Here is a 25794-nt window from a genome sequence, read left to right as displayed (position 1 = left end):
ATGGCGCGAAGTTGCATCATCACTCACCATGAGCGGCTTTGGGACGAACGACCTCACCACCAGGGACATCCTGTCCTACGTCGCCCTCGGTGACAGCTTCACCGAGGGCATGAGCGACCCCTACCCGGACAGCGACAGCGTGCCCAACGGCCGCTACCGGGGCTGGGCGGACCGGGTGGCCGAACACCTCGCCGACCACGTCGGCGAGGTGCGCTACGCCAACCTCGCCGTTCGCGGCAGGCTGATCCGGCAGATCGTCGACGAGCAGCTGCCCCGCGCGGTCGAGCTCTCCCCCGACCTCATCACCATCTGCGCGGGCGGCAACGACATCATCCGCCCCGGGGCGGACCCCGACGCCGTGGCGGTGGTCTTCGCAGAGGCCATCGCCGAGCTGTCCCGCACCGGCGCGCGCATCGTGATCTTCACCGGATTCGACACCAACTGGCAGCCGGTCATGCGCCACCTGCGCGGCAAGATCGCCACCTACAACATGCACCTGCGCGCCATCGCCGACCGCTACGGCTGCGACGTGGTGGACGTGTGGAGCATGCGGGTCCTGGACGACGCGCGGGCCTGGAACTGGGACCGCCTCCACCTCTCCCCGGAGGGCCACCGCCGCCTGGCGCTGCGCGTGTGCGAGGTCCTGGGCGTTCCGGTCGAGGGCGACTGGAACGAGCCGTGGCCGCCCGCCGAGCCCCGCGACTGGCGGGTCGCCCGCCAGGAGGACCTGCACTGGGCCCGCGAGTTCCTGATGCCGTGGATCCACCGCCGGCTGACCGGCCGCTCCTCCGGTGACAACGTCACCGCCAAGCGCCCGGCCCTGGAGCCCCTGCGCCGGGACCGCTGACCGCGCACCGGCCGCCGGGGGCGCTCCACCCGGCGGCCCCGGCGGGCGCGGTCACCACCGCGCCCGCGCCGGGGCCGCACGCGTGTCCGCCCGCACGGTCCCTGCGGGGGCCTCGTCCGGGAAGGGTCCGCCTCCGCGGCGGACCCGGGTCCCGTTCCCTCAGGAGGCCTCGGAGCAGGACGCGCAGGTCCCGAAGATCTCCACGCTGTGAGTGACACTGGTGAACCCGTGGGCCTCGCCCATCTCGGCGGCCCAGCGCTCCACGGCCGGGCCCTCCACCTCCACCGCTGTGGAGCACACCCGGCACACCAGGTGGTGGTGGTGGCTCTCGCTGCCGCAGGCGCGGTAGACGGCCTCGCCCTCGTCGGTGCGCAGGACGTCGATCTCCCCGGAGTCGCTCAGCGCCTGGAGCGCCCGGTAGACCGTGGTCAGGCCGATCTTGGAACCCTCGGCGCGCAGGTCCGCGTACAGGTCCTGGGCGCTGCGGAAACCGCTGGACGCGTTCAGCGCCCGACGGACCGCCTCGCGTCGTGTCGTCGTCGTGTTCAACGGCTCACCCTCCCCGGATCGCTCTCGGGCATCGTACCGGCCGCGGCGGCCACCACCGGTGGCCGGGTGTTCGCGTCCCTGCGCCCCGAGGCCCGGCGCAGCACCCCTCCCACGCCCACGGCCACCACGAAGACGGCCAGGGCCAGCAGGACGATCGTGGCGCCCGGGGCCAGGTCGGCGTAGAACGCGGTGCTCAGCCCGCCCAGTGAGGACAGCAGGCCGATCACCACCGCCAGCGACATCGTCACCCGGAAACTGCGGGTCAGCTGCTGGGCGGCGACCACCGGCACGATCATCAGGGCGCTCACCATGAGCAGCCCCACCACCCGCATCGCGATCACCACGGTCAGCGCCGCGGTGACCGCCAGCAGCACGCTCAGGAAGCGCACCGGGAGCCCGTGCGCCCGGGCCACCTCCTCGTCCTGGCAGAGCACGAACAGCTCGCGGCCGAACACCGCCACCACCGCGGCCACGCCCACCGCGAGCACCGCGACGACCCACAGGTCCTCCTCGCTCACGGTGCTCACCGAACCGAACAGGAACCCGGTCAGGGTGGCGTTGCTCGCCCCCGGCGTCAGCCCGATCAGGAGCACGCCGCCCGCGATGCCGCCGTAGAACAGCAGCGCCAGGGCCACGTCGCCGCTGGTGCGGGTGCGCACCCGCACCACCTCGATGAGGACCGCCCCGATCATCGACACGACCGCCGCGGAGAGCAGCGGGGAGGTGCCGGTGAGCAGGCCGAGGGCCACACCGGTCAGGGCGACGTGCCCGATCCCGTCGCCCAGCAGCGCCAGGCGCCGCTGGACCAGGTAGGTACCGATGACCGGCGTGATCAGGCCGACCAGTACCGCGGCGACCAGCGCCCGCCGCATGAACTCGTACTGGAGGAGGTCAATCACGGCCGGGCACCTCGAGTCGCATCAGGTCCGCGGGGGAGGGCAGCTCGGCCGCCCGCGGGTCGGGGTCGTTGGGGTCGGGATGGGGGTGCTGGTGCTCGTGGCCGGGCCTGGCGCACTCGCCGGTCGGCGCCGGCGGGGTGCCGTCGTGCACGATCCGGCCCGACTCCAGCACCACGGCGCGTTCGATGACCTCCTCCAGCGGCCCCAGCTCGTGCAGGACCAGGACCACGGTGGCCCCCCGCTCGCGCAGGCGGGCGATGGTGCGGGCGAGCGCGCGCTGGTTCTCGGCGTCCACCCCGGCCATCGGCTCGTCCATGACGAAGGTGTCGGGGTTCCCGGCCAGGGCGCGGGCGATGAGCACGCGCTGCTGCTGGCCGCCGGAGAGCTCGCGCACCGATGCCCGGGCCAGGTCGGTCAGGCCGACGGCGGCCAGGGCGTCGTCCACCGCGGCCCGGTCGGCGCGGGTGGGCAGCGACAGCCGGCGGCGGGCCGCGACCTGGCCGGAGGCGACGATCTCGCGCACCGTGGCGGGCACGGCGCCGCCCGCGGTGAGCCGCTGGGGCACGTAGCCGATCCGCCGCCAGTCCCGGAACCGGGACAGCGGGGTGCCGTGGACGCGGATTCCGCCGGAGGTGAGGGGCACGATGCCGAGCATCGCGCGCATGAGGGTGGACTTGCCCGACCCGTTGGGGCCCAGGACGGCCACGGTCCCGCCCGCGGGTATCGCGACGTTCACCCCGTCCAGGACGGGGACCCCGTCGTAGGCGACACGGGCGTCGACGGCCTGGAAGGCGGGTGGGACGGACTCGTCCCTGATCTGGGCGGACACGCCACCATTATCACGAAAACGAAAATGATTGTCAAAACGCCCGGCCTCAGGGTGATAACAGTTCAGAAACCCAGGAGCCGGGCCACCGCCAGGACCGCGATCACCGCCACGACCAGCACCCTCGGAGCCCGCTGCCGGGAATCCAGCGAGGGCCAGGCCAGGAAGGCCAGCCACGCCAGGAACAGCGCCACCGGCAGCAGGCAGAGCGCGCCCGCCAGCCCCGGGGCCAGCAGTCCCGCCACGAACAGCACGCCCAGCAGCAGCGGCGTCAGCCACCGCGGCGACCGGTGCAGCCACACCAGCGGTACCGCGCTGCGCCGCTCCACCGCCCGGCGCACCGGTCCCGCGCCCGGCGTGTACAGGGAGTCCCCCGGGGGGAGGGGGCGGCCCTCGTCTTCCATCCGCTTCTCGTCACCGTGTTCGGGAGGGGTCATGGGGGTCCGTTCAGTCCAGGGGGCCGTCACATCGCTCCGGGGCCGTCACCGCCGCGGCGTCCCGGCGGGTTCCCCGGCCACCGTCGTCACCCGACCGATACCCGCGCGGAGCACCCGATTCCCCCTCCTGTGATAATCCTGAAGCGAAACCCTAGTGCAGGGCTCCGGTACGCCGCCGAGGTCGACCCCGGCCGGTCTCGTACCACCTCCCCGTCCCCCGGAGGGCACCCCCGTCGGGGGAGCTCTCACCCAGGGTGAACAGAGAACCACAGCAAGCACCGACCGCCGTTCCCGTCCACGCGCGAGCCGCATCTGCCGGGTCCCGCACGCTGCCCGCGGCAGCGAACCCTCCGGAGGGTGTCAACTTCCGTGCCCGAACCGACAGTCATCGTGACGTTCGACGTCACCGAGCCCCATCTCCAGCACTGCCTCGACTCCCTGGCCCGACAGACCGGGCTCCAGGGGGACGGAGACCCCGCGTCCGGTGCGGACGCGGGGATCGAGGTCGTCCTCGTCCCCGTCCGCCCCGCGCCCCGCGTCGGGCCCCCCGGCGGCCCCGCCGCCGGGCGGGGGACCGAAGTCCTCCCGGACGAGGAGGAGAACGAGAACGGGGGCGAACAGGACGAGGCCGCTCCCGCAGAGGCGAACGGCGCTCCCGCGGAGGAGGACGGCCAGGGGGACGAGGCCGTCGACCAGGCCCAGGACGCCCTGGCCGTCGCCGCCGCGTTCGCCGCCGCTCCCCCCGCCGGGATCACCGCCGTCCTCCTGGCCGACGACCCCGCGCCGGACGCGCCCGCCGCCCGCGCACGGGGCGCCGCGGCCGCCCGCGGCGGGCACCTGCTCTTCCTGGAGGGCTGCGACGCCCTCACCGGCTACGCCCTCTCCTACATGCTGGGCACCGCCCTGGACAGCCGCTCCGACCTGGTCGTCGGCAACGTCCACACCTTCGACGAGCTCGGTGCCGCCCCCTCCAAGCGCCACCGCCGCCACTGCTCCCGCCAGCGCCTGGCCGAGGACCCCCGGAACATCCCCGGCCTGGCCTCGGACGGGGACCCCGGCAACAAGCTCTGGCGGCGCGACTTCTGGAACTCCCTCACCGACCACGGCCTGCACCCCGACGACGCCGACCTGGGCCTGCGCCGCGCGGCCATGTCCGCCCGCGCCGTCGACGTCCTGCCCGGCACCACCCTGCTCAAGCGCCGCCGCGAGCGGGAGGCGCTCCCCCTGGACGAGGAGACGCTCACCCGCAGGCTGGGCGCCATGACCCGGCTCGCCGAGGGCCTGGCCTCCCACGACCGCGACCTGTGGGACCGCACCCTCCTCCAGGGCGAGCTGCACCGCCTCCTGATGCGGCTCGATGACGCCGACGAGGCGACCCGCGCCACCGCCGTCGCCCTGGTCAACGCCTACCTCGACCACGTGCCCGCGCGCCTGTTCGACGGGCTCGGAGTCCTGGACCGCCTGCTGTACCACCTGGTCCGCAAGCACCGCGTCGAGGACGTGCTGGAGGTCGCCACCTTCGCCAAGAGCGTCGAGATCAAGAAGGCCACGCTGGTCCGGCGCGGGTTCGGCTACTACATCCGCTACCCCTTCTTCGAGGCCGAGGACCCCGCCAAGGCCGTCCCCCGCGAGATCTACCGGATCGACGAGGACATCAAGGTCCGCCAGAAGACCGAGGAGATCTCCTGGGAGGACGGGCTGCTGCTCGTCCGGGGCCGCCTGGGCATCCGCCACCTGCGCGCACACCGCCGCTGGCACCAGCACGTCACCGCCTACGCGGTGCGCTCCGACGACCGCCGCCGGGTCCGCCTGCCCGTGCGCATCCGCCGCGCCGCCGAGTACCGGCTGCCCGACGTGCTCGACGCCGCCCGCCACGACTACGGCGGCTTCACCGTCATCGTCGACCCGCGCCGGCTGCGCACCTCCGGCCGCTGGGAGGCCTCCGACTGGAAGATCGAGCTGGTCGTCCTCAACCGGGGCATCACCCGCCGCCGGACCGTTGCCAACCCGGTGCCCGGCCCCGCCAGACGCCCCGGCTACCGGCGGGTCGACGAGGAGGTGTGGGTCCGCCCGCACTGGAACCGCGAGCAGCAGCTCGTCGTGAGCCTCGAACCCTGCCTGGCACGCGTCACCGGACACCGCTTCGACGACCGCGCCGGGGTGCTGGAGCTGAGCGGCGAACCGGTCGCCGCGCCCGCCGCCGAGGCGGTCGAGCTGTGCCTGACCCGGCGCCCCGGAACCGCCACGGTCAGCGTGCCGCTGGTGTTCGAGGGCGGCCGGTTCGAGGCCCGGGTCCTCGCGCGCGACCTGTTCGACCGCGCCGTCAACGAGTGCGGCGGCGTCATCCGCCAGGAGGAGTGGGACGTCCAGCTGGTCACCGCCGACCGGAGAGCGGTGCCCCTGGTGGTGCCCGAGGAGGTCGCCCCCGCCGCCTACGCCGACGGCGACGGCCGCCGTGAGCTGTCCGTGCTGCGCTCGACCACCGGCCACCTGCGCCTGCGCGCGGGCCACGCCCGCCCCTCGGTGGAGGAGGCCCGCTGGGAGGGCCGCGACCTGGTGCTGTCCGGGGTCTTCCGGGCCTCCGCCGGGCTGGGCCTGGTCGCCAAGGCCCGGGGGCGGGACGAGGAGCACGTGCTGGAGGTGGAGCGCTCGGGGGAGCGGTTCACCGCCCGGTTCTCCCCGGCGGACGTGCCCACGCTGTCCGGGACCCTCTCGCTGCCCTCCGGGGGCTACCAGCTGTGGGGCCGGGTGGGCTCGGACGGGTTCGCGGAGGAGCCCGGCGCCCGGGGCGCGACCGGGGAGCGCGGCGCCGACGTCGGCGTGGAGTTCACCGAGGAGCTGCTGGCCGCGCTGCCGCTGGAGATGCAGACCGCCGAGCGCGGCTACACGCTCTCCTACCAGGGGCAGGGCATCCCCGTCCTCCAGGTCGGCGGCGACCTGCGCCCCGCCGAGCAGGGCACCTTCGCCCAGCGGGAGCTGCGCGAGGTCTTCTACCCGGCCCGGCGCCGGGAGCCGGTCGTCGACGGCGTCCTCTTCGACACCTACACCGGCCGCCAGTACTCCGACAGCCCGCAGAGCATCTACGCCGAGCTTCGCCGCCGCGAGCGCTGGGCCGACTACCCCATGTCCTGGCTGGTCGCCGACGGCCAGGTGAGCCTGCCCGAGGACCTGACCCGTGTCCGCCACCGGGGCCGCGAGTACTACGAGGGCCTGGCCCGCAGCCGGTACCTGGTGACCAACTCCCGCCAGCCGGTGTGGTTCCACCGCCACCCCGACCAGACCGTGGTCCAGACCTGGCACGGGTCGATGCTCAAGCGCATCGGCTTCGACGTGGAGAACATCCGCGGCAAGTCCCGGGACTACTTCGACAAGCTGGCGTGGGAGACGCGGCAGTGGGACTACCTGGTGTCCCCGAGCCCGTGGGCGACACCGATCCTGCGCAGCGCCTTCCGGTTCGAGGGCGAGATCCTGGAGACCGGATACCCGCGCAACGACGTGTTCTTCTCGCCGGAGCGGGACGCGATCGCCGCGCGCACCCGCGCCCGGCTGGGCCTGCCCGAGGACAGGAAGGTGGTGCTGTACGCGCCGACCTGGCGCGACGACAAGTACTACACGCGCGGCAAGCACAAGCTGGACCTGCACCTGGACCTCCAGCGCATGTACGACGAGCTGGGCAAGGACCACGTGCTGCTGGTGCGCCGCCACCCGCGCGTGGTGGACGCGGTGCCGATCGTGGGCCGCGACTTCGTGTACGACGTGTCGCTGTACCCGGAGATCATGGAGCTGTTCCTGATCACGGACGTGCTGATCACGGACTACTCGTCGATGATGTTCGACTTCGCGAACACGGGGCGCCCGATGCTCTTCTTCACCTATGACCTGGAGGGGTACCGGGACAACCTGCGCGGGTTCTACTTCGACTTCGAGTCGACCGCGCCGGGGCCCCTGCTGATGGAGTCCGACCAGGTCATCGAGGCCCTGCGGGGGATCGACGACGTGGTCCGCGACAGCGGGGACGCCTACCGGGCGTTCGTGGAGCGGTTCTGCCCGCTGGACGACGGCGGCGCGGCCCGCCGGGTCGTCGACCGGGTCTTCGGCACCGACTGACGGGTTCGGCCCCACGGCCGGGGCGGCGGGCACGCGCCCGCCGCCCCGGCTTGTCCTGTTCCGGTGGGTCAGTCCGCGTCGGCCCGGTCGCCGAGGACGGAGCGCTGCCAGGCCAGGAACTCGCCCTGGCGGCGGACGGCCTGTTTCTCCTCCTCGGTGAGGTCGTCCGGGATGGGGTCGTCGGCCGGGTCGGTGTAGCCGGGCTCGCCCATGTCCTACTCCCTGGTCTGTGAGGTCTCGGTGGTGTGGCGGTCGGCGAGGAGCTCGCGCATGGCGGCGTGGTCGGGTGCGGCCAGGCGCTCATGGGGGTTCGGCCCGGTCCAGCCGATGGGCCGGTAGGCGACGACCTCGGTGCCGCCGTCGGGGGCGGGCTCCAGGGTGAGGACCCACCGGCCGTGGATGAGGTCGTCCAGCATGCGCAGGGTCGGGTCCGGGGTGCCGGCGGTCACAGGTCCTCCAGGGGGCTGCGCCAGATGAGCGGGAGGGGGTGGGGGTCGCGTCCGGAGGTGACCGCGACCCGGGTGGTGTGGCCGTGGGTGGCGGCGTAGACGGCGTGGCCCTCCAAGGTGGGGCCGAGGTAGCGCAGCGGTACCTGGTGGGTGTTCGCCCAGAACCCCAGGGTCTGGATCGAGGGGAACTCGCGGATGTCGCACACCTGGTGCATCAGGCCGCCCTCCCCAGGTCCCGCTTCAGGATCCGGGCGGCCGCCATGGCGTCCTTCCACAGCCCGTCGCGGTCGGCGGTCATGCGGGTGGTCCTGCGGAACGCGGCCGTGCGGGCCCGCAGCCGTGCGGCCGCCCGGCTCTCGGCGGTGCTGGACCCCGACCGGGTGCGGGAGCGGGCGCCTTCGCGCAGGGCTTGGACGCGGGGCCGGGACGCCAGGGCGGCGGTGAACCCCGAGTCGGGCACCGCGTGGGCGACCGCGTCCGCGATGGGGGTCGGCGCCGGGATCGGCGCGGCGACGGGCTCAGGGGGCGGGGCCGAGGACGGTGCCGGGGCCGCGACGGGGTCCGGCGGCGATGCCGGGTGTGCGGCCAGGGCGGTCGGGGGTTCGGGGCGCTGGTCCGGGCTGGTGCGGGGCGCCGGGACCCGGGACCGGGCTGTGGAGCCCGTGTTGCCGACCCTGCGAGGGAGCGGGGGTGCGGGCTTCACCGGTGCCGGTGTCGGGGCCTGGGGCGGGGCGGTGTGGGAGATCCACTGCCGCACCGCCAGGGTCAGCGGAGCCAGGTCCCGTCCCGGGTGGGTGACGTACATGCGGGTCCGGCTGGCTCGGTGGGGCCGACGCCATCGCAGGGCCTCGGAGGTCGGCCAGCGGGCGGCCACGAGTTCGGAGCAGTTCAGGTAGCGGTATCGCGCCATACGCACACACCTCTGGTCAAGGCGCCGGGCAGGAGACCCCGGCGGATCGGAATTTCAAGTTAGCATCATCATGGAACCTGAATTTCCGGTTTTCAAGAGTGGCTTGAAATCCCGTCCCTGAAATCCCTGAATGTCTGGTTCGAGGTCGCAGGGTCTACGATCAGGGCATCGATACCTCCGGGAGTCCCATGACGCAGCGCTACAGCCCCACGGTTCGGCGACGACGCCTGAGCGAAGAGCTACGCCGCCGTCGCACCGACGCCCGCATGACCTTGGACGACGCCGCACAGGCGACCGAAATCTCGCGGACCACCGTGAGCAACATCGAGTCGGGTGTGAAGAAGCGGCCCCAGATCAACGAGATCAAGGCCCTCCTTGAGGCCTACGGCGTCACTGACGAACGCGAGCGCGAGGAGATCCTGAACCTCACCCGGCAGTCACGGGAAACGGGCTGGTGGGCGCGCTACAGAGACGTTCTGAGCGGAAAGTTCATCGGCTTCGAGGCAGAAGCGAGCGTGATCAGCACCTGGGAGCCCCTGGTCATCCCTGGCCTGCTCCAGGTCCCGGAGTACTCCCGCCTGTTGGCCAAGGCCGCAAAGATCGGCGATGAGCACGGTATTCAGCGCGCAGTCGACGCGCGCATTGAGCGCCAGCGCATCCTTCGCTCAGACCCACCCGAGTTGTGGGCGGTCTTCTCCGAGTCGTCCCTGCTCTCCCTCACCGAATATCCCGACGTGCTCAAGCAGCAGGCCGGATACATCCTGGACGCTGCGCAGGCGGCGAAGACGACCATCCAGATGACTCCCGCGCACCGCCTGGGCCCGGGACTCGGCGGTCCGTTCGTGATCATGGACTTCCCTGAGGCGGTCGACCCGTCCATCGTCTTCCTGGAGACGGACACCGATGGCCTGTATCTGGAGGAGCCGGAAGAGGTCGCCCGCTACCGCAACACCTTCGGCCATCTGCGCATCGCAGCGCTCACACCGGATGAGACCGTGGAGCGTCTGGCAAGAATGATCACCTAGGAACGATGATGAACTCGAACATCCCGAACTTCGCCTTCCGTAAGTCCTCCTACAGCCAGCCCCAGGGCCAGAACTGCGTCGAGGTCGCCGACCTCCCCGAGGGTTCCGCCGTCCGGGACACCCAGAACCGGGAGGCCGGGCACCTGATGTTCAATCAGCGTGAGTGGTCCGGCCTGATCGCATCCGTACGCCTCGGCGGGTAGAGCGAACAGAAAGGCCCCGACTGTGCGGTCGGGGCCTTTCTGCGTTCAATTCCCAGACTCACTGGATCCGGGAGAGGAGGGCTGGGGAAGGTTCCCCGACCGGAGGGCCTGATGGGGGCAGGGCGGGTGTGGACGGCCGGGGTGGGGGTGACGCGGGCATGACGATGCAGACTGAAAGCCCTGACCCCCTCGCCTTCCGTGAGCCCTCCTACAGCGCGAACGCCTCCGGCTGTGCCGAGGCCGCGAACCCCTCCACCCACGGGGCCGCTGTGCGCGACACCCAGAACCGTGCGGCCGGGCACCTCCCTTTCCCCGCTCCGGAGTGGGCGGCCCTGCTCAACGTTCTTCGGCCCTGATCGACCGACCCAACACCTCCGATTACCGAACGCCCGTCCGCTATCAAGCCCGTGGAACAAAAAGACCCGACGTAGGGCGGGCGCGGGCGGCCACACTCGGAGCGAGATCGACCAGTTAAGACCTACTCACCACGCGGATCGCATCCCCGCGCGGAAGGCCCCGCGTACGCGCCCGGACACGACCGCAGGTGCACGATCCGGCCGGTCACCGTGGCGAGCAGGGTGATCCCGCCGATCTCCTTGGCCTGTGCGTCGGCTACTTCACCGACGACATCCCGATCCACGTCCTGGAGACGATCTGCGCCGTGTCCCGCCACATCTTCCCGGCCGGCCGGACCCTCGACGGAGAACCGGTTCTGACCCGCGCAAGACACACGCGCCTATCCGGCGTGGGGCACACCTCCTCGCAGGGCGTGTTCCACCCGGAGCCGCTGGGTGTGGTGCATCGGCAAACGTTCGATCTCTGCGGGCGTGAACCACCGCACCTCGTACGACTCATCACTCACCGCCAACTCCCCACCCACCACGCGGGCTCGGAAGCACACGTTGAACTGGCGGCGCACTTCACCGTCGCTGTACGCGATCACATGGCGGGCATCGGTGTAGGTGCCCACCAACCCGACCACCTCCACCTCATAGCCCGTCTCCTCCCGCACCTCGCGCACCGCCGCCTCCGGCAGGCTCTCTGCCATCTCCATCGCCCCGCCGGGCATCGCCCACAACCCGTTGTCCACCCGCTGCTGCAACAACAGACGACCTTCGCCGTCGATGACGGCCGCACTGGACGCCACCACCAGACTGTTGGGCACCGGCGCGGCCGGATCGTCGTAGTACTCGCTACGGGCCATATCCAGTCACCCCTCCAGTGGTCGGGCATCGCGCCACACTGCTTCCATACTGGCGGCGTAGGCGTCGAACAATCCCCGTGAAGCCGTGCGTTTCAGCTTGAACAGCGGGTTGCCGTAGGCGTTGGCCCCGTATAGGTGGCTGTTGACGTACATGTGGTCATCGGCCCGGTAAAGCGAGTTGTACAACGTCGTGGAATGCATCCTCATCTCGATTCCGGGCAAGGCCGCCAACGGCCGGTAGTGCATTGCTGCCAGGTGACACCGGGACCGGATGCCGTGGCCGAAGCTCTCCTCCTCCCCACGTACACGCACGGCTTCGCAGTCGGGGTTCCCGATGAGGACACGCACCCGGACACCACCCTCGGCCTTTTCTCTGAGTAGGTCGTTCCAGCCAGGGATCTGCTCGGGTAGGAACAAGGCCGCATAGACCAGGATGTCGATCGCCCTCTCCGCGGTCGCGAACATCGTCCGCCACTGCTCGATCGGCACCTCGGAGCGTTGAAGGTGAACGGACTTCAGATCCTTGTCCGCGACCGATTCGCCTTCTCTCCGCTGCTCCAGAGAGGGCCAGAGTTCATGGACGTCCAGGCCGAGCACTCGGGCCACCGCATGGGCGTTACGTCGGTGGGGAACCCGCCCGGTGCTGATCCAGCGGGCCACGGTCTTGGGGTCGGTGCGCACCTGCTCGGCGAGCGAGGCCATCGTGTGCCCGGATCGCTCCAGGCACAGGCGAAGCCGTTCGTTAGGGGGCATGGGGACGTTTTATCGCACCAGGACGTCCTTTGAGGTGTCCTCCGTGCGGTAGATCCGTCCCCCGGCTCAGGAACAAACTGAGGTTCACACCACCGGCGCACATGAAGGAGCGTGCAGCGATGCAGGAACACGCCAACCCCGTACAGGCGGTGGAGGCATCCGGACCGGAACCCTTCCTCCCCGACGTCGTCGAACTCGGAGACGCGGTGGAGCTGACCGAGGGGACCAGTAGCCGGAGCGGCAGCGAGGACAAGCGTTACAAGTACCGGTAATCCCACATGAGGTCGGCGGCCGCGTGCACCGAAGACAGGAGAAGCCATGAGCTGGTTCGGCGGTGTGGTCGCAACCGCTGCCCTCTCCACCTCGCGACCAGTGTTGCCCGCCTGGTCGCGGACACTTCCCTGTGGCGAGCTGTGGGCGGTGGGCCAGGGCAGCGGACCCACCGTGACCGTCACCGAGGTCGGCCCGTTGACGGGGGCGATACTCGGTACCCACATGGTGTCCGCTGAGGACCTGAGCACATGGCTACAGGGGAACTGGCGTTCGGGACCTCCCTGTTGGCCGGGCACCTCTGCGGTGGTCGTCGCCGCTCAAGGAGAACTGACGGTGTTCGCCGACCCCGTGCACGCCCTCCCCCTCTACTTCTGTGAGGTGGCGGGCGCCGTGGTCTGGGCGTCCTCCAGCCGTGCCCTGTCCGGTGTCACCGGTACCGGAGTGGAGCCGGCCTGGGTGTCAAGCCTGCTCATGGAGCCAATGGGGTCGTACGCCGTGGAGCAGAGCGCGTTCCAGCAGGTTCACGCCCTCCCCCCAGGGCATCGCCTGAGCGTGGGGCGAGAAGGACCGGTCACGGTCGACCGCTGGTGGTCACCACCTAAGGGCGCTCCACGTTCCCAGGCCGTACGTCTGTTGAGAAGGGCACTGGAAGAGTCCGTCGCCGTGCGGCTCGCACAGGCGGAGCATCTCTCCTGTGACATGAGCGGAGGCCTGGACTCGACATCCCTGTGTCTTCTCGCCTCGCGGCAGTCCACAGGGGAACGACGTCTCAGCGCATGGACCGTTCATCCCGCCTCCAGGGATCACGGCGGTGATCTCGACCACGCACGCGAGGCCGTGCGCGAACGGCCCGATGTACACCACGTGCTACTGCCCTTGACCGAGAACGAACTCCCTTACAGCGGCCTGGAGCGGGTACCCCCGACCGACGAACCGGCCCCGGCCACCATCACCCGGGCTCGGCACGTCTTCGCCTATGAGCGGATCCGCGCCGCGGGGAGCACTCTCCATATGACCGGTGACGGTGGCGACGCGCTGTTGATGCAGTCTCCCGAGCTCGCACCAAGGTTGGCGGCGCGGGGGCATATGATCCGCGCACTCCGGGATCTGCACGGGTGGGCCAAGCTCGACCGGCGCTCTCCGATCGGTCTGCTGCGGCGTCCGGCCCAAACCGAGAGCAGATCGACCCCCCGCTGGCTCACCCCGAAGACACTTGCCCTGGCAGCGCCGGGTATCGACCGTGGCGTCATGGATCTCCTGCGCCGGGACGCGGAACTCTTCGGGTTGCGCGGTATCGGACGCACCGCCCATGCTGACGCGCAGTTCGCCGCGTCTTTCGGAGTTCGGCTGGAATCCCCGTTCTTGGACAGGGCCGTGGTGGAGGCCGCTCTGACTTTCCGTGTCGGGGATCGAGGGTCTCCTTGGAGCTACAAGCCGCAGTTGTCCGAGGCGATGCGAGACGTTTTGCCTGTAGTCATCGCGCAGCGCCGCACAAAGGGAGGCACGGACGCCGACCACCATCTGGGATTGCGTGCACACCTACCGGAGATATCCGCCCTTCTCGACGGCTGGTTGGCTGACCACGGCCTGATCGACCCACACGTGATGCGCGAAGAACTCCGTCTTGCGGCCCTGGGTAGGGATACCCCCTGGGGGTTGCTGGAACCGGTGATCGCCGCCGAAGTATGGGGGCGCTCAGTCGAGGCGGACCCTCCCGTCATGTGGACACGGGCCCGGGAGCGGCAGGTGGCCGAGTAATGGTGCTTCCACCGTGGCTTTCCCCGGCTCCGCAGCTGAGGCTGATCTGCTTCCCTTCCGTCTGCGTCATCTTGGACGTGGAGAAGGGGACGGTGAGACTGATGTCCGGAGAGGCTGTTCAGGCCGTCGCGCACTTGGAAAGCACGAAAGGCGCGACCTCGGTCCTCTCCGCCTACCCGGACCGGGAATGCATGGTCGCGGCGCTGGTGAAGGCGGGGGTTCTCATCGGGGAGGAGCAACCCCGGGCTTGGAACGGAGTCCGGTCGGGGGTCCCCTCCTCCCCCAGCTGGGGGACCAGGGACAGCCCTGCCGCACTCGTGCCGATCCCCCGATCATCACTGCGCTGGTACATCCTGGGAGCCTGTGCGCTGTTCACCGTCGTGACCATCGGCCTGCACAACCGCATACAGGCGTTCGCCCGCACCCGGCGTCTGGCCGGACGGACGGCGGCGGGTGCTCCCGACCATGCCGCGGCGGAGGCGGCGGCATACGCCGTGAGGAGGATCGGCCGCCTGCTGCCGCTGCGCGTGGCATGTTGGGAGGAGGCCGCGGCGACCGCCGTCGCCCTGCGCTGGGCGGGGTACCGGGCCGTGTTCCGGCACGGGGCGGCCACCGATCCGGTGCGGCTGCACGCCTGGATCGAGGTCGGCGGCCGACCGGTCGCCGAAACCGACGACATCACCGATTACGCACCCTTCGAGGAGTCCTGTGAGTGACATCGCCGAACCCGTCCTGTGGGCCCGGGTCGAGGGCATCGCGCTGGGGGCGCTGCGTGCGGACCTGGCCCGGGAGTACTGGCGGTGGGAGAGCGACCCGGGCGCGGTGCTCGGTTACGGACGCCAGGTGCCCGAGAGCCCGGAGTCCCGGGCCGAGGGGCTGGAGCACCAGTTGCGCGGGGCGCCCGACCAGGCCAGGTTCACCGTCTACGACACGCGGGGCGGCGATCCGGTCCCGTGCGGGTTGGCGAGTCTGCTGATCGACCACCAGGTGCGCACTGCCGAATTCATCCTGGTCATCGCACCCGAGAGCCGCGGCCGGGGTGTGGGGGCAGCGGCCACGCGGTTGACGCTGGACTACGCCTTCCATGTGATCGGGGTGGAGATGATCTGGCTCAAGGTGCTCGAACCCAATGCCGCCGGGCGTGCCGCCTATGCCAAGGCGGGGTTCCGGGAGGTGGGCACCCTGCGCAGCGCCGGGATCTGGAGCGGGCGACGCTGCGGGGAGGTGGTCATGGACGCCCTTCCAGGAGACTTCCCGTGGCCGTCGGTGATCCCGGGCACCACGGCCGCTTCCTGACCAATGACCAGGGGCGTTCGGAGACGACACGGTGAGCGCAGTGATGATCGACTCCTTCACCTCGCCCATCGAGTGGCACGCGGCGCCGGCGGTGATCCGCCGGGCGTGGAGGCGCGGCCGCCACCGCTCGCACCGTGCGCCACAATGGGGGCGTGATCGTCATCACCCGCTACTCCGTGTCCGAGGCCGAGACCGAGGCCTTCCGCGCCGATGCCGCAGCCGCGGTCGAAGTGCTCTCCCGCCGCCCCGGGTTCCGGGGCCACCGGCTGGGGCGGGCCGCCGACGACCCCACGCTGTGGACCGTGGTCACCGAGTGGGACGGTGCGGGCTACTACCGTCGGGCGCTCTCGGACTTCGACGTCAAGATCCACGCCGTTCCGCTGCTCTCGCGGGCGCTGGACGAGCCGACCGCGTTCGAGATCATGGACGCGGAAAGCCCGCATCCTCCCGTTTCCTGACCGGGAATCGCGGGCGCGCGGCCCCTACCGGTGCTCTAGCCTGGGTGGACGGGCACTCACCGTGGCCACTCCCGGTCCCGGTGGGCGACCCCTTTCCCAGTACACAGCAACGATGTATCGCGCACTGCGATCCACCGACCGCCAGCCGGATGGAGAGTCACCCATGGCCGCAAAGTCAGAGGCAATGGACGCACTGGTCAACCTCGCCAAGCGACGGGGTCTGGTGTACCCCTCCAGCGAGATCTACGGTGGCCTGCGCGCCGCCTGGGACTACGGCCCCCTGGGCGTGGAGCTGAAGAACAACGTCAAGCGCCAGTGGTGGCGGACGATGGTGCAGGAGCGCGACGACATCGTCGGCCTCGACTCCAGCGTCATCCTGGCCCGCGAGGTCTGGGAGGCCTCCGGCCACGTGCGCGAGTTCGTCGACCCGCTCACCGAGTGCCAGTCCTGCCACAAGCGCTTCCGTGCCGACCACCTCACCGAGGCCTACGAGGAGAAGCACGGCCACGCCCCGGCCGAGGGCCTGGCCGCGATCGCCTGCCCCAACTGCGGCGCCAAGAACTCCTTCACCGAGTCGCGCATGTTCAACGGCCTGCTGCGCACCTACCTGGGCCCGGTCCAGGACGAGAAGGGCCTGGCCTACCTGCGCCCGGAGACCGCCCAGGGCATCTTCATCAACTACAAGAACGTCGAGCAGAGCGCCCGCCGCAAGGTCCCCTTCGGCATCGGCCAGATCGGCAAGTCGTTCCGCAACGAGATCACCCCCGGCAACTTCATCTTCCGGACCCGCGAGTTCGAGCAGATGGAGATGGAGTTCTTCTGCAAGCCGGGCTCGGACGAGGAGTGGCACCAGTACTGGATCGACACCCGCCTGCAGTGGTACGTCGACCTGGGCATCGCCAAGGACAACCTGCGCCTGTACGAGCACCCGCAGGAGAAGCTGTCCCACTACTCCAAGCGGACCGTGGACATCGAGTACCGGTTCAACTTCGTCGGCAGCGAGTGGGGTGAGCTGGAGGGCGTCGCCAACCGCACCGACTACGACCTGCGGACGCACTCCGAGGCCTCCGGCGTGGACCTGTCGTACTTCGACCAGGAGAACAACGAGCGCTACACCCCGTTCGTCATCGAGCCCGCGGCCGGTGTCGACCGCGCCGTGCTGACCTTCATGCTCGACGCCTACAACGTCGACGAGGCGCCCAACGCCAAGGGCAAGCTGGAGAAGCGCGCCGTCATGCGCCTGGACCCGCGCCTGGCCCCGGTCAAGGCCGCGGTGCTGCCGCTGTCGCGCAACGCCGACCTGTCGCCCAAGGCCCGCGACCTGGCCGCGCGGCTGCGCCGCCGCTGGAACGTCGAGTTCGACGACGCCGGCGCGATCGGCCGCCGCTACCGCCGCCAGGACGAGATCGGCACCCCGTTCTGCGTCACGGTCGACTTCGACACCCTGGAGGACGACGCGGTGACCGTGCGCGAGCGCGACACCATGTCCCAGGAGCGCGTCTCGCTGGACCGGGTGGAGACCTACCTGTTCGAGCGCCTGCCCGGCTGCTGAGCCCGGTCGGCGGCCCCGCCCGCGGGCGGGGCCGCCGGGTCAGGACTCCCGGGCCCCGTCCACGTGCTCGTGGTAGGTCCGCCGGGTGCGCTCGGTGTGCTCGTTCATGAGGTCGCGGGCCAGGTCGGCGTCGCCCGAGTCGATGGCGTCGACCAGGGCCTCGTGCTCGTCCCAGGAGGACGTTCCCCGGACCCGGGCCACCGGCGTGTAGTACCAGCGGACCCGGCGGTCGACCTGGGCGGCGAGCTCGCTCAGGACCTTGTTGCCGGACGCCTCGGTGACGCCCCGGTGGAACTCCGCGTTGATCTGGACCACGGCGTCGATGTCCCCGGCGTCGGTGGCCGCCCGCCCGCGGGCGACGAGGTCGCGGAGCAGCGCGGTCTGCTCGGGGGAGGAGTGCTCGGCGGCGAGCCGGGCCGACTCCGTCTCCAGCAGGGAGCGCACGCTCAGCAGCTGGTCGGCCTCGGACTCGGTGGGGGTGTGGACGAACGCCCCGTAACCGGGCCGCAGGTCGACCCAGCCCTCGTTGCTCAGGCGCTGCATGGCTTCGCGCACCGGCTGGCGCGACACGCCCAGCTGCTCGGCCAGCTCCGTCTCGACCAGGTGCTGGCCTGGGGAGAGCGCGCGTGTCGTGATGAGTTCCAGGATGGCCTCGTACACCGCTTCGCGCAGCGGGACGGGCCGCTGGATGCGGCCGGCGGCGGCCTTCAAACCCTGGGATGGCATGGAGCGGCTCCGGGGGTCGGTTGCGGGTTTCTTGTAGACAGTCTACAAAGTGCGCTCCGCGGAGTGGTCATCCCGGCGAGCCGAGGAGCTCCACCCGCCCCTGCCGGTATCCGGGCGGGATCACGGCGTAGCCGTCGGCGACCGCGGCGGCGCCCAGGTCGGCGGACCCCCGGTGGGGGATCGGCGTCGCGTGGGCGCCCTCCACCCGGACCGGGACCAGCAGGGTCGTGTCCGGCCGGGCGGGCGGGGCCTCGGCGAGCCGGACCCGCCGTCCGGTGGCGGTGGGGTCCGGGCGCCCGGTGGCGGCCGCCAGCGCGGGGACCAGGAGGGTGAGCGCCGCCACCAGGGCGGCCTGCGGGTTGCCCGGCAGCCCGACGACCACCGTTCCCGAGGGCAGGACGGCGAGCGACTGGGGGTGCCCGGGGCGGCAGGCGACGCCGTCGACCTCCTGGCGGGCGCGCAGGGCGCGCAGGCAGGCCCGCAGGTGGTCGGCGGGGCCCGCGGAGGTGGAACCGCAGACCGCGACGAGGTCGGCCGTCCGGGCCGACCGGTGCAGGGCCGCGGCCAGGGCCCGGCGGTCGTCCGGTACCGCCACCGTCCGCTCCAGCCTCCCCCCGGCCCAGGCGACCACCCCGGGGAGCATCGGTCCGATCGCGTCGCGGACCGTCCCCGGGAGGGCGGGTCCGCTGCGGACGACCTCGTCCCCCGTGACCAGGGCGTGGACCACGGGCCTGGCCACCGGCAGGGAGTCGTGCCCCAGCGCGGCCGCCAGCCCCAGCAGGGCCGGGGTGACCGGGGCGCCCCGCAGGGCCGCGGTGGTCCCGACGGAGGCGACCTCGCCCCGGGGCCGGACGTGTCGGCCCTCCTCGGCGGGCCCCCGCACGGTGTCCTCCTCCCGGTGCGCCCGCTCGTAGGGCAGGACGGCGCGGGTCCCCGCCGGTACCGGGGCGCCGGTGGCGATCTCCACGGCCTGCCCGGGCGCCAGGGCGGCCCCCGGGCCCGGAGCCCCGGCCAGGAGCCTTCCCACGAGGGTCCAGGGTCCCTCCCCGGCGACCGCGTATCCGTCCATCGCGGCGCTGTCGAGGGCGGGGACGTCGACGGCGGACACCAGGGCGGCGCCCAGGGTGGCGCCCGCGGCCGCGCGCAGGGGCGTGTCGGTGACGGGCACCGTGCGCGCGGCGCCGGCGATCCGCGCGGCCCGCCGGGCCACGTGCCACGGCGTGGAGGGCCGAAGGTCCGGCGGGGGAGGCGGCAGGGGGGTTCGCGTGGCGCCCGGCTCGGGCATGTTCTGCTCCCTTGTGCGGAGGGCCGACTACAGGGAAGATAATACTGTATACAGTATCCCTAGGAAAGGTGCATCATGCGAATAGCCGTACTGGGTGCCGGGGCGATCGGCGCCTACGCGGGCGCCGCGCTCCACCGCGGCGGCGCCGAGGTCCACCTCATCGCCCGCGGCGCCCACCTGGAGGCCATGCGCGAGCGGGGCGTGCGGGTGATCAGCCCGCGAGGCGACTTCACCGCCCACCCCCACGCCACGGACGACCCCGTCGAGGTCGGCCCGGTGGACGCGGTCCTCCTCGGGCTCAAGGCCCAGCAGTACGCCGGGTGCGGGGACCTGCTCCGGCCGCTGCTGGGGCCGGACACCTCCGTGGTGGCCGCGCAGAACGGAATCCCCTGGTGGTACTTCCACGGAGTCGGCGGCCGCTGGGAGGGCCAGCGCATCGAGAGTGTCGACCCCGGCGGCGCGGTCAGCCGGACGATCCCGGTCGAGCGCGCCGTCGGCTGCGTGGTCTACGCCGCCACCGAGATCGCCGAACCGGGCGTGGTCCGGCACCTGGAGGGCACCCGGTTCTCCATCGGCGAGCCCGACCGCACCGTCTCGCAGCGGTGCCTCGACTTCCAGGCGGCCATGGAGGCGGGCGGGCTCCGGTGCCCGGTCGAGCCCGACCTGCGGCACGACATCTGGGTCAAGCTGATGGGCAACATCGTCTTCAACCCGCTGAGCGCACTGACCGGTGCCACGATGGCCCGGCTGTGCCGCTATCCCCGGACGCGGGCCCTGGCGCGCTCCATGATGCAGGAGACCCTGGACGTGGCCGCCCGGCTCGGAGTGCACACGACCGTCTCGATCGAGCGCCGGCTCGCCGGGGCCGAGCGGGCCGGGGACCACCGCACCTCCACCCTCCACGACCTGGAGCGGGGGCGGCCCATGGAGCTGGACGTCATCCTGTCCGCGGTGGTCGAGCTGGCCGACCTCACCGGGGTTCCGGCTCCGTCCCTGCGGGCGGTGGACGCGGTGGCCGGCCTGCTCAACCGGAGGGTGATCGAGGCCGCCGAGGGCCGGGTGCCCGTCCACGGCGGCGTCCCGGGGCCTTGACTCTGCTGCCGGGCCGCCAAATACTGTACACAATATCCAAAAGACATCCCTGTGCCGGCGTCCCCGGCGCGCCCCGACCGGGACGACCACCGAGCGAGGCTCCATGAGAACGAACGAGACCGTCCCCCACCAACGACTCACCCGACCCCTGGTCCGGGAGGGGGGCGCGCTGCGCCCCGCGTCCTGGGACGAGGCGCTCGACCGGGCCGCCGCCGGGTTCCGCCGCAGTGTGGACCGGCACGGCCCCGACTCCTTCGGGATGCTCTCCTGCGCCCGCGCCACCAACGAGATGAACTTCATGGCGCAGAAGTTCACCCGCGTCGTCATCGGCACGAACAACGTCGACTCCTGCAACCGCACCTGCCACGCCCCCAGCGTGGCGGGACTGGCCGCGGCCTTCGGCTCCGGGGGAGGGACCTCCTCCTACGCCGAGATCGAGGACACCGACCTCATCGTCATCTGGGGCGGCAACCCCCGGTTCGCCCACCCGATCTTCTTCCAGCACGTGCTCAGGGGGGTGCGGCGCGGTGCCCGCCTCTATGTGGTGGACCCGCGGCGGACCGCCACCGCGGAGTGGGCCGACCGGTGGCTCGGCCTGAACGTGGGGACCGACATCCCGCTCGCCCACGCCATCGGCCGCGAGATCGTGCACGCCGGGCTGGTCAACGAGACCTTCGTGCGCCGGGCGACCTCCGGGTTCGACGACTACCTCGCCCTGGTCGAGCCGTGGACGCTCAGCGCGGCCGAGGCGGAGACCGGGGTCCCCGCCGAGGCGGTCCGCGAGCTCGCGCACGCCTACGCCCGGGCCGAGCGGGCCCAGCTGTGCTGGACCCTGGGCATCACCGAGCACCACAACGCCACCGACAACGTCCGGGCGCTGATCAACCTGTCCCTGCTCACCGGCCACGTGGGGCGCCACGGCTCGGGCCTCAACCCGCTGCGCGGGCAGAACAACGTGCAGGGCGGCGGGGACATGGGGGCGATCCCCGACCGGCTGGCCGGGTTCCAGGACATCCTGGACCCCGGTGTGCGGGCCCGCTTCGAGGAGGCCTGGGGGAGGCCGATCCAGGGGCGCAGGGGGCTGACCCTGACGCAGATGTTCGAGGCGATGGACGAGGGGGAGCTCAAGGCGCTCTACGTCATCGGCGAGAACCCGGTCCAGTCCGAGCCGGAGACGCACAAGACCCTGCGCCGCCTGCACGCCCTGGACCACCTCGTCGTCCAGGACATCTTCCTGACCCGCACCGCGGAGCAGGCGGACGTGGTCCTGCCCGCGAGCGCCTCCTGGTGCGAGTCGGACGGCACCTTCACCAACAGCGAGCGCCGGGTCCAGCTCGTGCGCAAGGCGCTGGACCCGCCGCCGGGCGCGCGCGACGACATCGAGATCATGTGCGACATCGCCGACCGGATGGGCGTCCCCTGGCGGCGGCCCGAGGCCGAGGAGATCTGGGACGAGGTGCGCTCCCTGTCCCCGATGCACCGCGGCATGTCGTACGCGCGGCTGGCCGAGAACCAGGGCATCCAGTGGCCCTGCTACTCGGAGGAGACGCTGGAGCCGTCCTACCTGCACGCCCGGCTGTGGTCGGAGGACCCGCGGGAGCGGGGCGAGCCCGCCCCGTTCGGGCTGGTGGGGCACTCCCCGCCGGTGGACCTGCTGGACGAGGACTTCCCCTTCAGGCTCACCACCGGCCGCCGCCTGGACGACTACAACACCGGGGTGCAGAGCGGGGGTTTCAGCTCGCCGCTGCGCCGGGGCGAGCTGCTCGACCTGTCGCCGGAGGACGCCGACAAGCTCGGCGTCCGGGACGGGGAGACGGTGCGCGTCACCTCCCGGCGGGGCTCGGTCCTGGTGCCGGTCTCGATCACCGAGGCGATGCGTCCCGGGCTGGTGTTCATGACCTTCCACTTCCCGGACCAGGTGGACACCCAGCTGCTGACGATCGACGCCACCGACCCGGTGGCCGGCACGGCGGAGTACAAGGCCGCCGCGGTGCGGATCGAGCGGGTGGGGGCCGCCGACGGCGGGCGGTCCGCCGAGGCGGCCGCGGCCCCGGCCTGACCGGCCCGCCCGCCGGGCCGCCTCCCCAGCCCCTGGACGGAGGCGGCCCGGTCCGGTCCCCGCGGGGACCGGGGGAATTCGGGTGATGAGGAGGGTTGCCGAAATCCCGATCGCATCCTACCGTTCTTTGTATACAGAATACTGTGAGCTGTCACACAGTGAGACGAGGTGATCGAGCGTGGACCTGCGGATCCTGGACGAACCCCCCACCGCGGCCGAGCGCGAAGCGATCGAGGCGCTCCTGGGCCCTCCGGAGTCCTCCTGGGACGGAGGCGCACGCACCGACGAGGACCTGCGCTCCGCCAGCGGCGGGCACCGGGCGCGCGAGCGACGGGACCTGCTGCTGCCCGCACTCCACGCGGTCAACGACCGGGTCGGCTGGATCAGCCGGGGCGCCCTGGGCCACATCTGCCGCAGGCTGACCGTGCCCCCGGCGGAGGCCTACGCCGTGGCCACCTTCTACGCCATGTTCGCCCTGCACGAGCGGCCCCGCCGGGTCGTCCACCTGTGCACCGACATAGCCTGCGCCGCCTCGGGGGCCGCCGGGCTGCGCGAGCGGCTCACCGAGCGCCTGGGACCTCCGGGAGAGGGGACCGGGGACGCGGCCTGGCACGAGAGCCCCTGCCTGGGCGTGTGCGAGCGGGCCCCCGCCGCCCTGGCCCTGGAGGCGGGCGCGCCTCCCCGCTACGCGCTGGCCGCCCCCGCGGACGCGGCCGCCCTCGACGCCCTCACCGCACCCGGCCCCCCGGAGGCGGAGCCGTCGGAGAACGGGGAGCACGGGGCGGCGGCCACGACCTTCTCCGCGCTCCCCCCGTCCGGGGCCCATCCCGAGCCGCCGCCGGCCGCCGCGGTCCCCGACGCCGGGGACCCCCGGCACGTCCTGCTCCGGCGGATCGGCCGCGTCGACCCGCTCAGCCTCGACGACTACCGCGCCGAGGGCGGCTACAGCGCCCTGCGCCGGGCCCTGGAGCTGGGGCCCGCCGGGGTCGTCCGCGAGGTGGCCGACTCCGGGCTCGTCGGCCGGGGCGGCGCCGCCTTCCCGACCGGGCGCAAGTGGCGGGCCACGGCGGAGCAGCCCGACACCCCCCACTACCTGGTCTGCAACGCCGACGAGAGCGAACCGGGCACCTTCAAGGACCGGGTCATCATGGAGGGGGACCCCTACTCCCTCGTCGAGGCGATGACCATCGCCGGACTGGCGGTGGGCGCCCGCCTGGGCTACCTCTACATCCGCGGCGAGTACCCCCGGGCCCTGGGCCACATGGAGAACGCCATCGCGACGGCCCGCGGCAGGGGGCTGCTCGGCGACGACATCATGGGCTCGGGACAGTCCTTCGACATCGAGATCCGCCGCGGCGCGGGCGCCTACATATGCGGTGAGGAGACCGCGATCTTCGGCTCCATCGAAGGCCTGCGGGGGGAGCCGCGCACCAAGCCGCCCTTCCCCGTGGAGAAGGGGCTGTTCGGCAAACCGACCACCGTCAACAACGTCGAGACCCTGGTCAACGTCCTGCCGATCCTCCTGGGGGGCGGTCCCGCCTACGCCCGCGTCGGTACCGGCGCCTCCACCGGCACCAAGCTGTTCTGCCTCTCGGGCGCGGTGCGCCGCCCGGGCCTGTACGAGCTGCCCTTCGGGGCCACCCTCGGCGACCTCATCGAGGCCGCCGGGGGCCCGCACGAGGGCCGGACCGTGCGGGCCGTGCTCCTGGGCGGCGCCGCCGGCGCCTTCGTCCGGGGGGACGAGACGGACATCCCCCTGACGTTCGAGGGTGCCAGGGAGGCCGGCGCCACCCTCGGCTCGGGCGTGGTGCTCGTCCTGGACGACACCTGCGACCTGCCCGCGACCCTGGTGCGGGTGGCCGCGTTCTTCCGCGACGAGTCCTGCGGGCAGTGCGTCCCCTGCCGGGTCGGCACCGTGCGCCAGGAGGAGTCGCTGATCAGGCTCACCCGGGGCGCGCCCCCGGAGACCGAGGTGCCGCTGCTGCGGGAGGTCGGCCGCGCGATGCGCGACGCGTCCATCTGCGGCCTCGGACAGACCGCCTGGAACGCGGTGGAGTCCGCCATCGACCGACTCGGCCTCTTCCCGGAGACGGCCGCCGCCACGACCGCCACCCAGGAGGACCGATGACGATTCCCGTACGGCTCGCCCCGCCCCGCCGCCTCATCGACGCGACCATCGACGGCCGGGAGGTCCGGGTCCCCGAGGGGACCACCATCCTCCAGGCCTGCGCCGAACTCGGGGAGGAGATCCCCACCCTCTGCTACGGCGACACCCTCACCCCGCGCAACGCCTGCCGGGTGTGCGTCGTGGAGATCGAGGGCGCCCGGACCCTGGCCCCGGCCTGCTCCCGGGTCCTGGAGCCGGGGATGGGCGTGGCCACCGACTCCGAGCGCGTGCGGCACAGCCGCAAGCTGGTCCTGGAACTCCTGGCCTCCTCGGTGGACCTGTCCACCACGCCCGGCGTGCCGGAGTGGTCGGAGCGCTACGGCGCCGACCCGGAGCGGTTCGGACCGCGTGCCGAACCCGCCCCGCTGGGCGCGCGCGACGCCCGCCACGCGGGCGCGCACGAGGCGGGGGACGGGTCCGCGGCGGCCACCGTCGAGCAGCCCGCCAAGATCGACAACGACCTGTACGTCCGGGACTACTCCAAGTGCATCACCTGCTACAAGTGCGTCGACGCCTGCGGGGACCAGTGGCAGAACACCTTCGCGATCGGCGTGGCCGGCCGCGGGTTCGACGCCAGGATCTCCACCGAGCACGACGTGGCCCTGCCGGACTCGGCCTGCGTGTACTGCGGCAACTGCGTCGAGGTCTGCCCCACCGGCGCGCTGTCCTTCACCACGGAGTTCGAGATGCGGCGGGAGGGCACCTGGGACGAGGAGCGCCAGACCCGGACGACCACGGTATGTACCTACTGCGGCGTTGGCTGTAACGTGACGCTGCACGTACAGGACAACGACATCGTGAAGGTCACCTCCCCGCACGACAACCCGGTGACCCACGGCAACCTCTGCGTCAAGGGGCGGTTCGGCTTCCAGCACGTCCAGCAGCGAGGGGACGGCTGAGTCGGATGCGGAAGCGGTCT

At 72.0% G+C, this 25794-nt stretch carries 27 protein-coding genes; 15 read left to right on the top strand and 12 right to left on the bottom strand.

Annotation, left to right across the window (positions count from 1 at the left end):
• The first annotated feature begins 28 nt into the window (after positions 1 to 28).
• On the top strand, positions 29 to 847 hold the full coding sequence (locus ACSUPR_RS08365; protein WP_436890567.1) for an SGNH/GDSL hydrolase family protein: 819 nt from the start codon (positions 29 to 31) through the stop codon (positions 845 to 847).
• Positions 848 to 1006: 159 nt separating this feature from the next.
• On the opposite strand, the gene ACSUPR_RS08360 is transcribed toward ACSUPR_RS08365, so the two are convergent.
• From ACSUPR_RS08360 to ACSUPR_RS08345, 4 genes are all read right to left on the bottom strand, one after another.
• Positions 1007 to 1396, bottom strand: a complete 390-nt coding sequence (locus tag ACSUPR_RS08360; RefSeq protein ID WP_436890566.1) for a Fur family transcriptional regulator — start codon at positions 1394 to 1396, stop codon at positions 1007 to 1009.
• Positions 1393 to 2295, bottom strand: coding sequence for a metal ABC transporter permease (locus ACSUPR_RS08355; RefSeq protein WP_436890565.1), 903 nt, complete (start codon positions 2293 to 2295; stop codon positions 1393 to 1395). The genes ACSUPR_RS08360 and ACSUPR_RS08355 overlap by 4 nt, the downstream gene beginning before the upstream one ends.
• Positions 2288 to 3124 (bottom strand): metal ABC transporter ATP-binding protein, encoded by an 837-nt coding sequence (locus ACSUPR_RS08350; RefSeq protein WP_436890564.1) that lies wholly within the window; start codon positions 3122 to 3124, stop codon positions 2288 to 2290. Before ACSUPR_RS08350 ends, ACSUPR_RS08355 begins: the two co-directional genes overlap by 8 nt.
• Positions 3125 to 3186: 62 nt before the next feature.
• Entirely contained in the window at positions 3187 to 3558 is a 372-nt protein-coding gene (locus tag ACSUPR_RS08345) for a DUF6703 family protein (protein WP_436890563.1), read from the bottom strand.
• 369 nt (positions 3559 to 3927) lie between these two features.
• Between ACSUPR_RS08345 and ACSUPR_RS08340 the strand changes: the two genes are divergently transcribed.
• Positions 3928 to 7665: a CDP-glycerol glycerophosphotransferase family protein gene (locus ACSUPR_RS08340; RefSeq protein ID WP_436890562.1), complete on the top strand. Its 3738-nt coding sequence runs from the start codon at positions 3928 to 3930 to the stop codon at positions 7663 to 7665.
• 68 nt (positions 7666 to 7733) lie between these two features.
• Here ACSUPR_RS08340 and ACSUPR_RS08335 read toward each other — a convergent pair whose 3' ends face one another.
• The 4 genes from ACSUPR_RS08335 to ACSUPR_RS08320 are packed head-to-tail and all read right to left on the bottom strand — an operon-like array spanning position 7734 to position 9024.
• The gene (locus tag ACSUPR_RS08335) at positions 7734 to 7877 is read right to left on the bottom strand and encodes a hypothetical protein (RefSeq protein WP_436890561.1); all 144 of its coding nucleotides are present in this window, start codon (positions 7875 to 7877) and stop codon (positions 7734 to 7736) included.
• A gap of 3 nt (positions 7878 to 7880) precedes the next feature.
• Positions 7881 to 8114 (bottom strand): hypothetical protein, encoded by a 234-nt coding sequence (locus ACSUPR_RS08330; protein WP_436890560.1) that lies wholly within the window; start codon positions 8112 to 8114, stop codon positions 7881 to 7883.
• On the bottom strand, positions 8111 to 8329 hold the full coding sequence (locus ACSUPR_RS08325; RefSeq protein WP_436890559.1) for a hypothetical protein: 219 nt from the start codon (positions 8327 to 8329) through the stop codon (positions 8111 to 8113). Before ACSUPR_RS08325 ends, ACSUPR_RS08330 begins: the two co-directional genes overlap by 4 nt.
• Positions 8329 to 9024: a hypothetical protein gene (locus ACSUPR_RS08320; RefSeq protein ID WP_436890558.1), complete on the bottom strand. Its 696-nt coding sequence runs from the start codon at positions 9022 to 9024 to the stop codon at positions 8329 to 8331. The genes ACSUPR_RS08325 and ACSUPR_RS08320 overlap by 1 nt, the downstream gene beginning before the upstream one ends.
• Before the next feature lie 188 nt (positions 9025 to 9212).
• Here ACSUPR_RS08320 and ACSUPR_RS08315 point away from each other — a divergent pair, with 188 nt between their 5' ends.
• The 3 genes from ACSUPR_RS08315 (at position 9213) to ACSUPR_RS08305 (ending at position 10608) form a co-directional block, all read left to right on the top strand.
• Positions 9213 to 10049 (top strand): helix-turn-helix domain-containing protein, encoded by an 837-nt coding sequence (locus ACSUPR_RS08315; protein ID WP_436890557.1) that lies wholly within the window; start codon positions 9213 to 9215, stop codon positions 10047 to 10049.
• Between the two features lie 8 nt (positions 10050 to 10057).
• Positions 10058 to 10252: a DUF397 domain-containing protein gene (locus ACSUPR_RS08310; RefSeq protein WP_436890556.1), complete on the top strand. Its 195-nt coding sequence runs from the start codon at positions 10058 to 10060 to the stop codon at positions 10250 to 10252.
• Positions 10253 to 10410: 158 nt separating this feature from the next.
• Positions 10411 to 10608: a DUF397 domain-containing protein gene (locus tag ACSUPR_RS08305; RefSeq protein ID WP_436890555.1), complete on the top strand. Its 198-nt coding sequence runs from the start codon at positions 10411 to 10413 to the stop codon at positions 10606 to 10608.
• A gap of 380 nt (positions 10609 to 10988) precedes the next feature.
• Here ACSUPR_RS08305 and ACSUPR_RS08300 read toward each other — a convergent pair whose 3' ends face one another.
• Both ACSUPR_RS08300 and ACSUPR_RS08295 read right to left on the bottom strand, forming a co-directional pair.
• On the bottom strand, positions 10989 to 11456 hold the full coding sequence (locus tag ACSUPR_RS08300) for an NUDIX domain-containing protein (RefSeq protein WP_436890554.1): 468 nt from the start codon (positions 11454 to 11456) through the stop codon (positions 10989 to 10991).
• Positions 11457 to 11462: 6 nt separating this feature from the next.
• The gene (locus ACSUPR_RS08295; RefSeq protein ID WP_436890553.1) at positions 11463 to 12209 is read right to left on the bottom strand and encodes a transcriptional regulator; all 747 of its coding nucleotides are present in this window, start codon (positions 12207 to 12209) and stop codon (positions 11463 to 11465) included.
• A 119-nt stretch (positions 12210 to 12328) separates the two neighbouring features.
• Between ACSUPR_RS08295 and ACSUPR_RS08290 the strand changes: the two genes are divergently transcribed.
• From ACSUPR_RS08290 to ACSUPR_RS08265, 6 genes are all read left to right on the top strand, one after another.
• Entirely contained in the window at positions 12329 to 12481 is a 153-nt protein-coding gene (locus ACSUPR_RS08290) for an albusnodin family lasso peptide (RefSeq protein WP_436890552.1), read from the top strand.
• Positions 12482 to 12527: 46 nt separating this feature from the next.
• Positions 12528 to 14240 carry an albusnodin/ikarugamycin family macrolactam cyclase gene (locus ACSUPR_RS08285; protein WP_436890551.1) on the top strand — a complete coding sequence of 571 codons (1713 nt, stop codon included), beginning with the start codon at positions 12528 to 12530 and terminating at the stop codon, positions 14238 to 14240.
• A 134-nt stretch (positions 14241 to 14374) separates the two neighbouring features.
• A complete protein-coding gene (locus ACSUPR_RS08280; protein ID WP_436890549.1) occupies positions 14375 to 14956 on the top strand; it encodes a lasso peptide biosynthesis B2 protein in 582 nt (193 codons plus the stop codon).
• Positions 14949 to 15536: a GNAT family N-acetyltransferase gene (locus tag ACSUPR_RS08275; RefSeq protein WP_436890548.1), complete on the top strand. Its 588-nt coding sequence runs from the start codon at positions 14949 to 14951 to the stop codon at positions 15534 to 15536. Before ACSUPR_RS08280 ends, ACSUPR_RS08275 begins: the two co-directional genes overlap by 8 nt.
• A gap of 152 nt (positions 15537 to 15688) precedes the next feature.
• Complete coding sequence (locus ACSUPR_RS08270) at positions 15689 to 15994, top strand: antibiotic biosynthesis monooxygenase (protein ID WP_436890547.1); 306 nt, start codon at positions 15689 to 15691, stop codon at positions 15992 to 15994.
• A gap of 163 nt (positions 15995 to 16157) precedes the next feature.
• Positions 16158 to 17546 (top strand): glycine--tRNA ligase, encoded by a 1389-nt coding sequence (locus ACSUPR_RS08265; protein ID WP_436890546.1) that lies wholly within the window; start codon positions 16158 to 16160, stop codon positions 17544 to 17546.
• A gap of 39 nt (positions 17547 to 17585) precedes the next feature.
• Here ACSUPR_RS08265 and ACSUPR_RS08260 read toward each other — a convergent pair whose 3' ends face one another.
• On the bottom strand, positions 17586 to 18272 hold the full coding sequence (locus ACSUPR_RS08260; protein ID WP_436890545.1) for a GntR family transcriptional regulator: 687 nt from the start codon (positions 18270 to 18272) through the stop codon (positions 17586 to 17588).
• A 67-nt stretch (positions 18273 to 18339) separates the two neighbouring features.
• Positions 18340 to 19557, bottom strand: coding sequence for a molybdopterin molybdotransferase MoeA (locus ACSUPR_RS08255; protein ID WP_436890544.1), 1218 nt, complete (start codon positions 19555 to 19557; stop codon positions 18340 to 18342).
• A 75-nt stretch (positions 19558 to 19632) separates the two neighbouring features.
• Here ACSUPR_RS08255 and ACSUPR_RS08250 point away from each other — a divergent pair, with 75 nt between their 5' ends.
• The 4 genes from ACSUPR_RS08250 to ACSUPR_RS08235 all read left to right on the top strand — a co-directional run bounded on the left by ACSUPR_RS08250 (position 19633) and on the right by ACSUPR_RS08235 (position 25774).
• Positions 19633 to 20649 (top strand): 2-dehydropantoate 2-reductase, encoded by a 1017-nt coding sequence (locus ACSUPR_RS08250; protein WP_436890543.1) that lies wholly within the window; start codon positions 19633 to 19635, stop codon positions 20647 to 20649.
• 103 nt (positions 20650 to 20752) lie between these two features.
• Positions 20753 to 22708, top strand: coding sequence for a molybdopterin oxidoreductase family protein (locus ACSUPR_RS08245; RefSeq protein ID WP_436890542.1), 1956 nt, complete (start codon positions 20753 to 20755; stop codon positions 22706 to 22708).
• Positions 22709 to 22886: 178 nt separating this feature from the next.
• A complete protein-coding gene (locus ACSUPR_RS08240) occupies positions 22887 to 24836 on the top strand; it encodes an NAD(P)H-dependent oxidoreductase subunit E (RefSeq protein ID WP_436890541.1) in 1950 nt (649 codons plus the stop codon).
• Entirely contained in the window at positions 24833 to 25774 is a 942-nt protein-coding gene (locus ACSUPR_RS08235; protein WP_436890540.1) for a 2Fe-2S iron-sulfur cluster-binding protein, read from the top strand. Before ACSUPR_RS08240 ends, ACSUPR_RS08235 begins: the two co-directional genes overlap by 4 nt.
• Positions 25775 to 25794: the final 20 nt, after the last annotated feature.

Origin of the sequence: Nocardiopsis dassonvillei, assembly GCF_964273065.1 — a bacterium.
GTDB classification, from domain to species: Bacteria; Actinomycetota; Actinomycetes; order Streptosporangiales; family Streptosporangiaceae; genus Nocardiopsis; species Nocardiopsis dassonvillei_B.
This window is presented reverse-complemented; position numbering and strand designations above follow the sequence as displayed.

Bases quoted from the DNA above. Each gene is read 5' to 3' on its own strand.
- ACSUPR_RS08245 (WP_436890542.1), top strand. From the start codon at position 20,753: ATGAGAACGAACGAGACCGTCCCCCACCAACGACTCACCCGACCCCTG.
- ACSUPR_RS08345 (WP_436890563.1), bottom strand. From the start codon at position 3,558: ATGACCCCTCCCGAACACGGTGACGAGAAGCGGATGGAAGACGAGGGC.
- ACSUPR_RS08310 (WP_436890556.1), top strand. From the start codon at position 10,058: ATGAACTCGAACATCCCGAACTTCGCCTTCCGTAAGTCCTCCTACAGC.
- ACSUPR_RS08320 (WP_436890558.1), bottom strand. From the start codon at position 9,024: ATGGCGCGATACCGCTACCTGAACTGCTCCGAACTCGTGGCCGCCCGC.
- ACSUPR_RS08290 (WP_436890552.1), top strand. From the start codon at position 12,329: ATGCAGGAACACGCCAACCCCGTACAGGCGGTGGAGGCATCCGGACCG.
- ACSUPR_RS08300 (WP_436890554.1), bottom strand. From the start codon at position 11,456: ATGGCCCGTAGCGAGTACTACGACGATCCGGCCGCGCCGGTGCCCAAC.
- ACSUPR_RS08255 (WP_436890544.1), bottom strand. From the start codon at position 19,557: ATGCCCGAGCCGGGCGCCACGCGAACCCCCCTGCCGCCTCCCCCGCCG.
- ACSUPR_RS08365 (WP_436890567.1), top strand. From the start codon at position 29: ATGAGCGGCTTTGGGACGAACGACCTCACCACCAGGGACATCCTGTCC.
- ACSUPR_RS08315 (WP_436890557.1), top strand. From the start codon at position 9,213: ATGACGCAGCGCTACAGCCCCACGGTTCGGCGACGACGCCTGAGCGAA.
- ACSUPR_RS08265 (WP_436890546.1), top strand. From the start codon at position 16,158: ATGGCCGCAAAGTCAGAGGCAATGGACGCACTGGTCAACCTCGCCAAG.
- ACSUPR_RS08335 (WP_436890561.1), bottom strand. From the start codon at position 7,877: ATGGGCGAGCCCGGCTACACCGACCCGGCCGACGACCCCATCCCGGAC.
- ACSUPR_RS08325 (WP_436890559.1), bottom strand. From the start codon at position 8,329: ATGCACCAGGTGTGCGACATCCGCGAGTTCCCCTCGATCCAGACCCTG.
- ACSUPR_RS08250 (WP_436890543.1), top strand. From the start codon at position 19,633: ATGCGAATAGCCGTACTGGGTGCCGGGGCGATCGGCGCCTACGCGGGC.
- ACSUPR_RS08285 (WP_436890551.1), top strand. From the start codon at position 12,528: ATGAGCTGGTTCGGCGGTGTGGTCGCAACCGCTGCCCTCTCCACCTCG.
- ACSUPR_RS08235 (WP_436890540.1), top strand. From the start codon at position 24,833: ATGACGATTCCCGTACGGCTCGCCCCGCCCCGCCGCCTCATCGACGCG.
- ACSUPR_RS08295 (WP_436890553.1), bottom strand. From the start codon at position 12,209: ATGCCCCCTAACGAACGGCTTCGCCTGTGCCTGGAGCGATCCGGGCAC.
- ACSUPR_RS08305 (WP_436890555.1), top strand. From the start codon at position 10,411: ATGACGATGCAGACTGAAAGCCCTGACCCCCTCGCCTTCCGTGAGCCC.
- ACSUPR_RS08260 (WP_436890545.1), bottom strand. From the start codon at position 18,272: ATGCCATCCCAGGGTTTGAAGGCCGCCGCCGGCCGCATCCAGCGGCCC.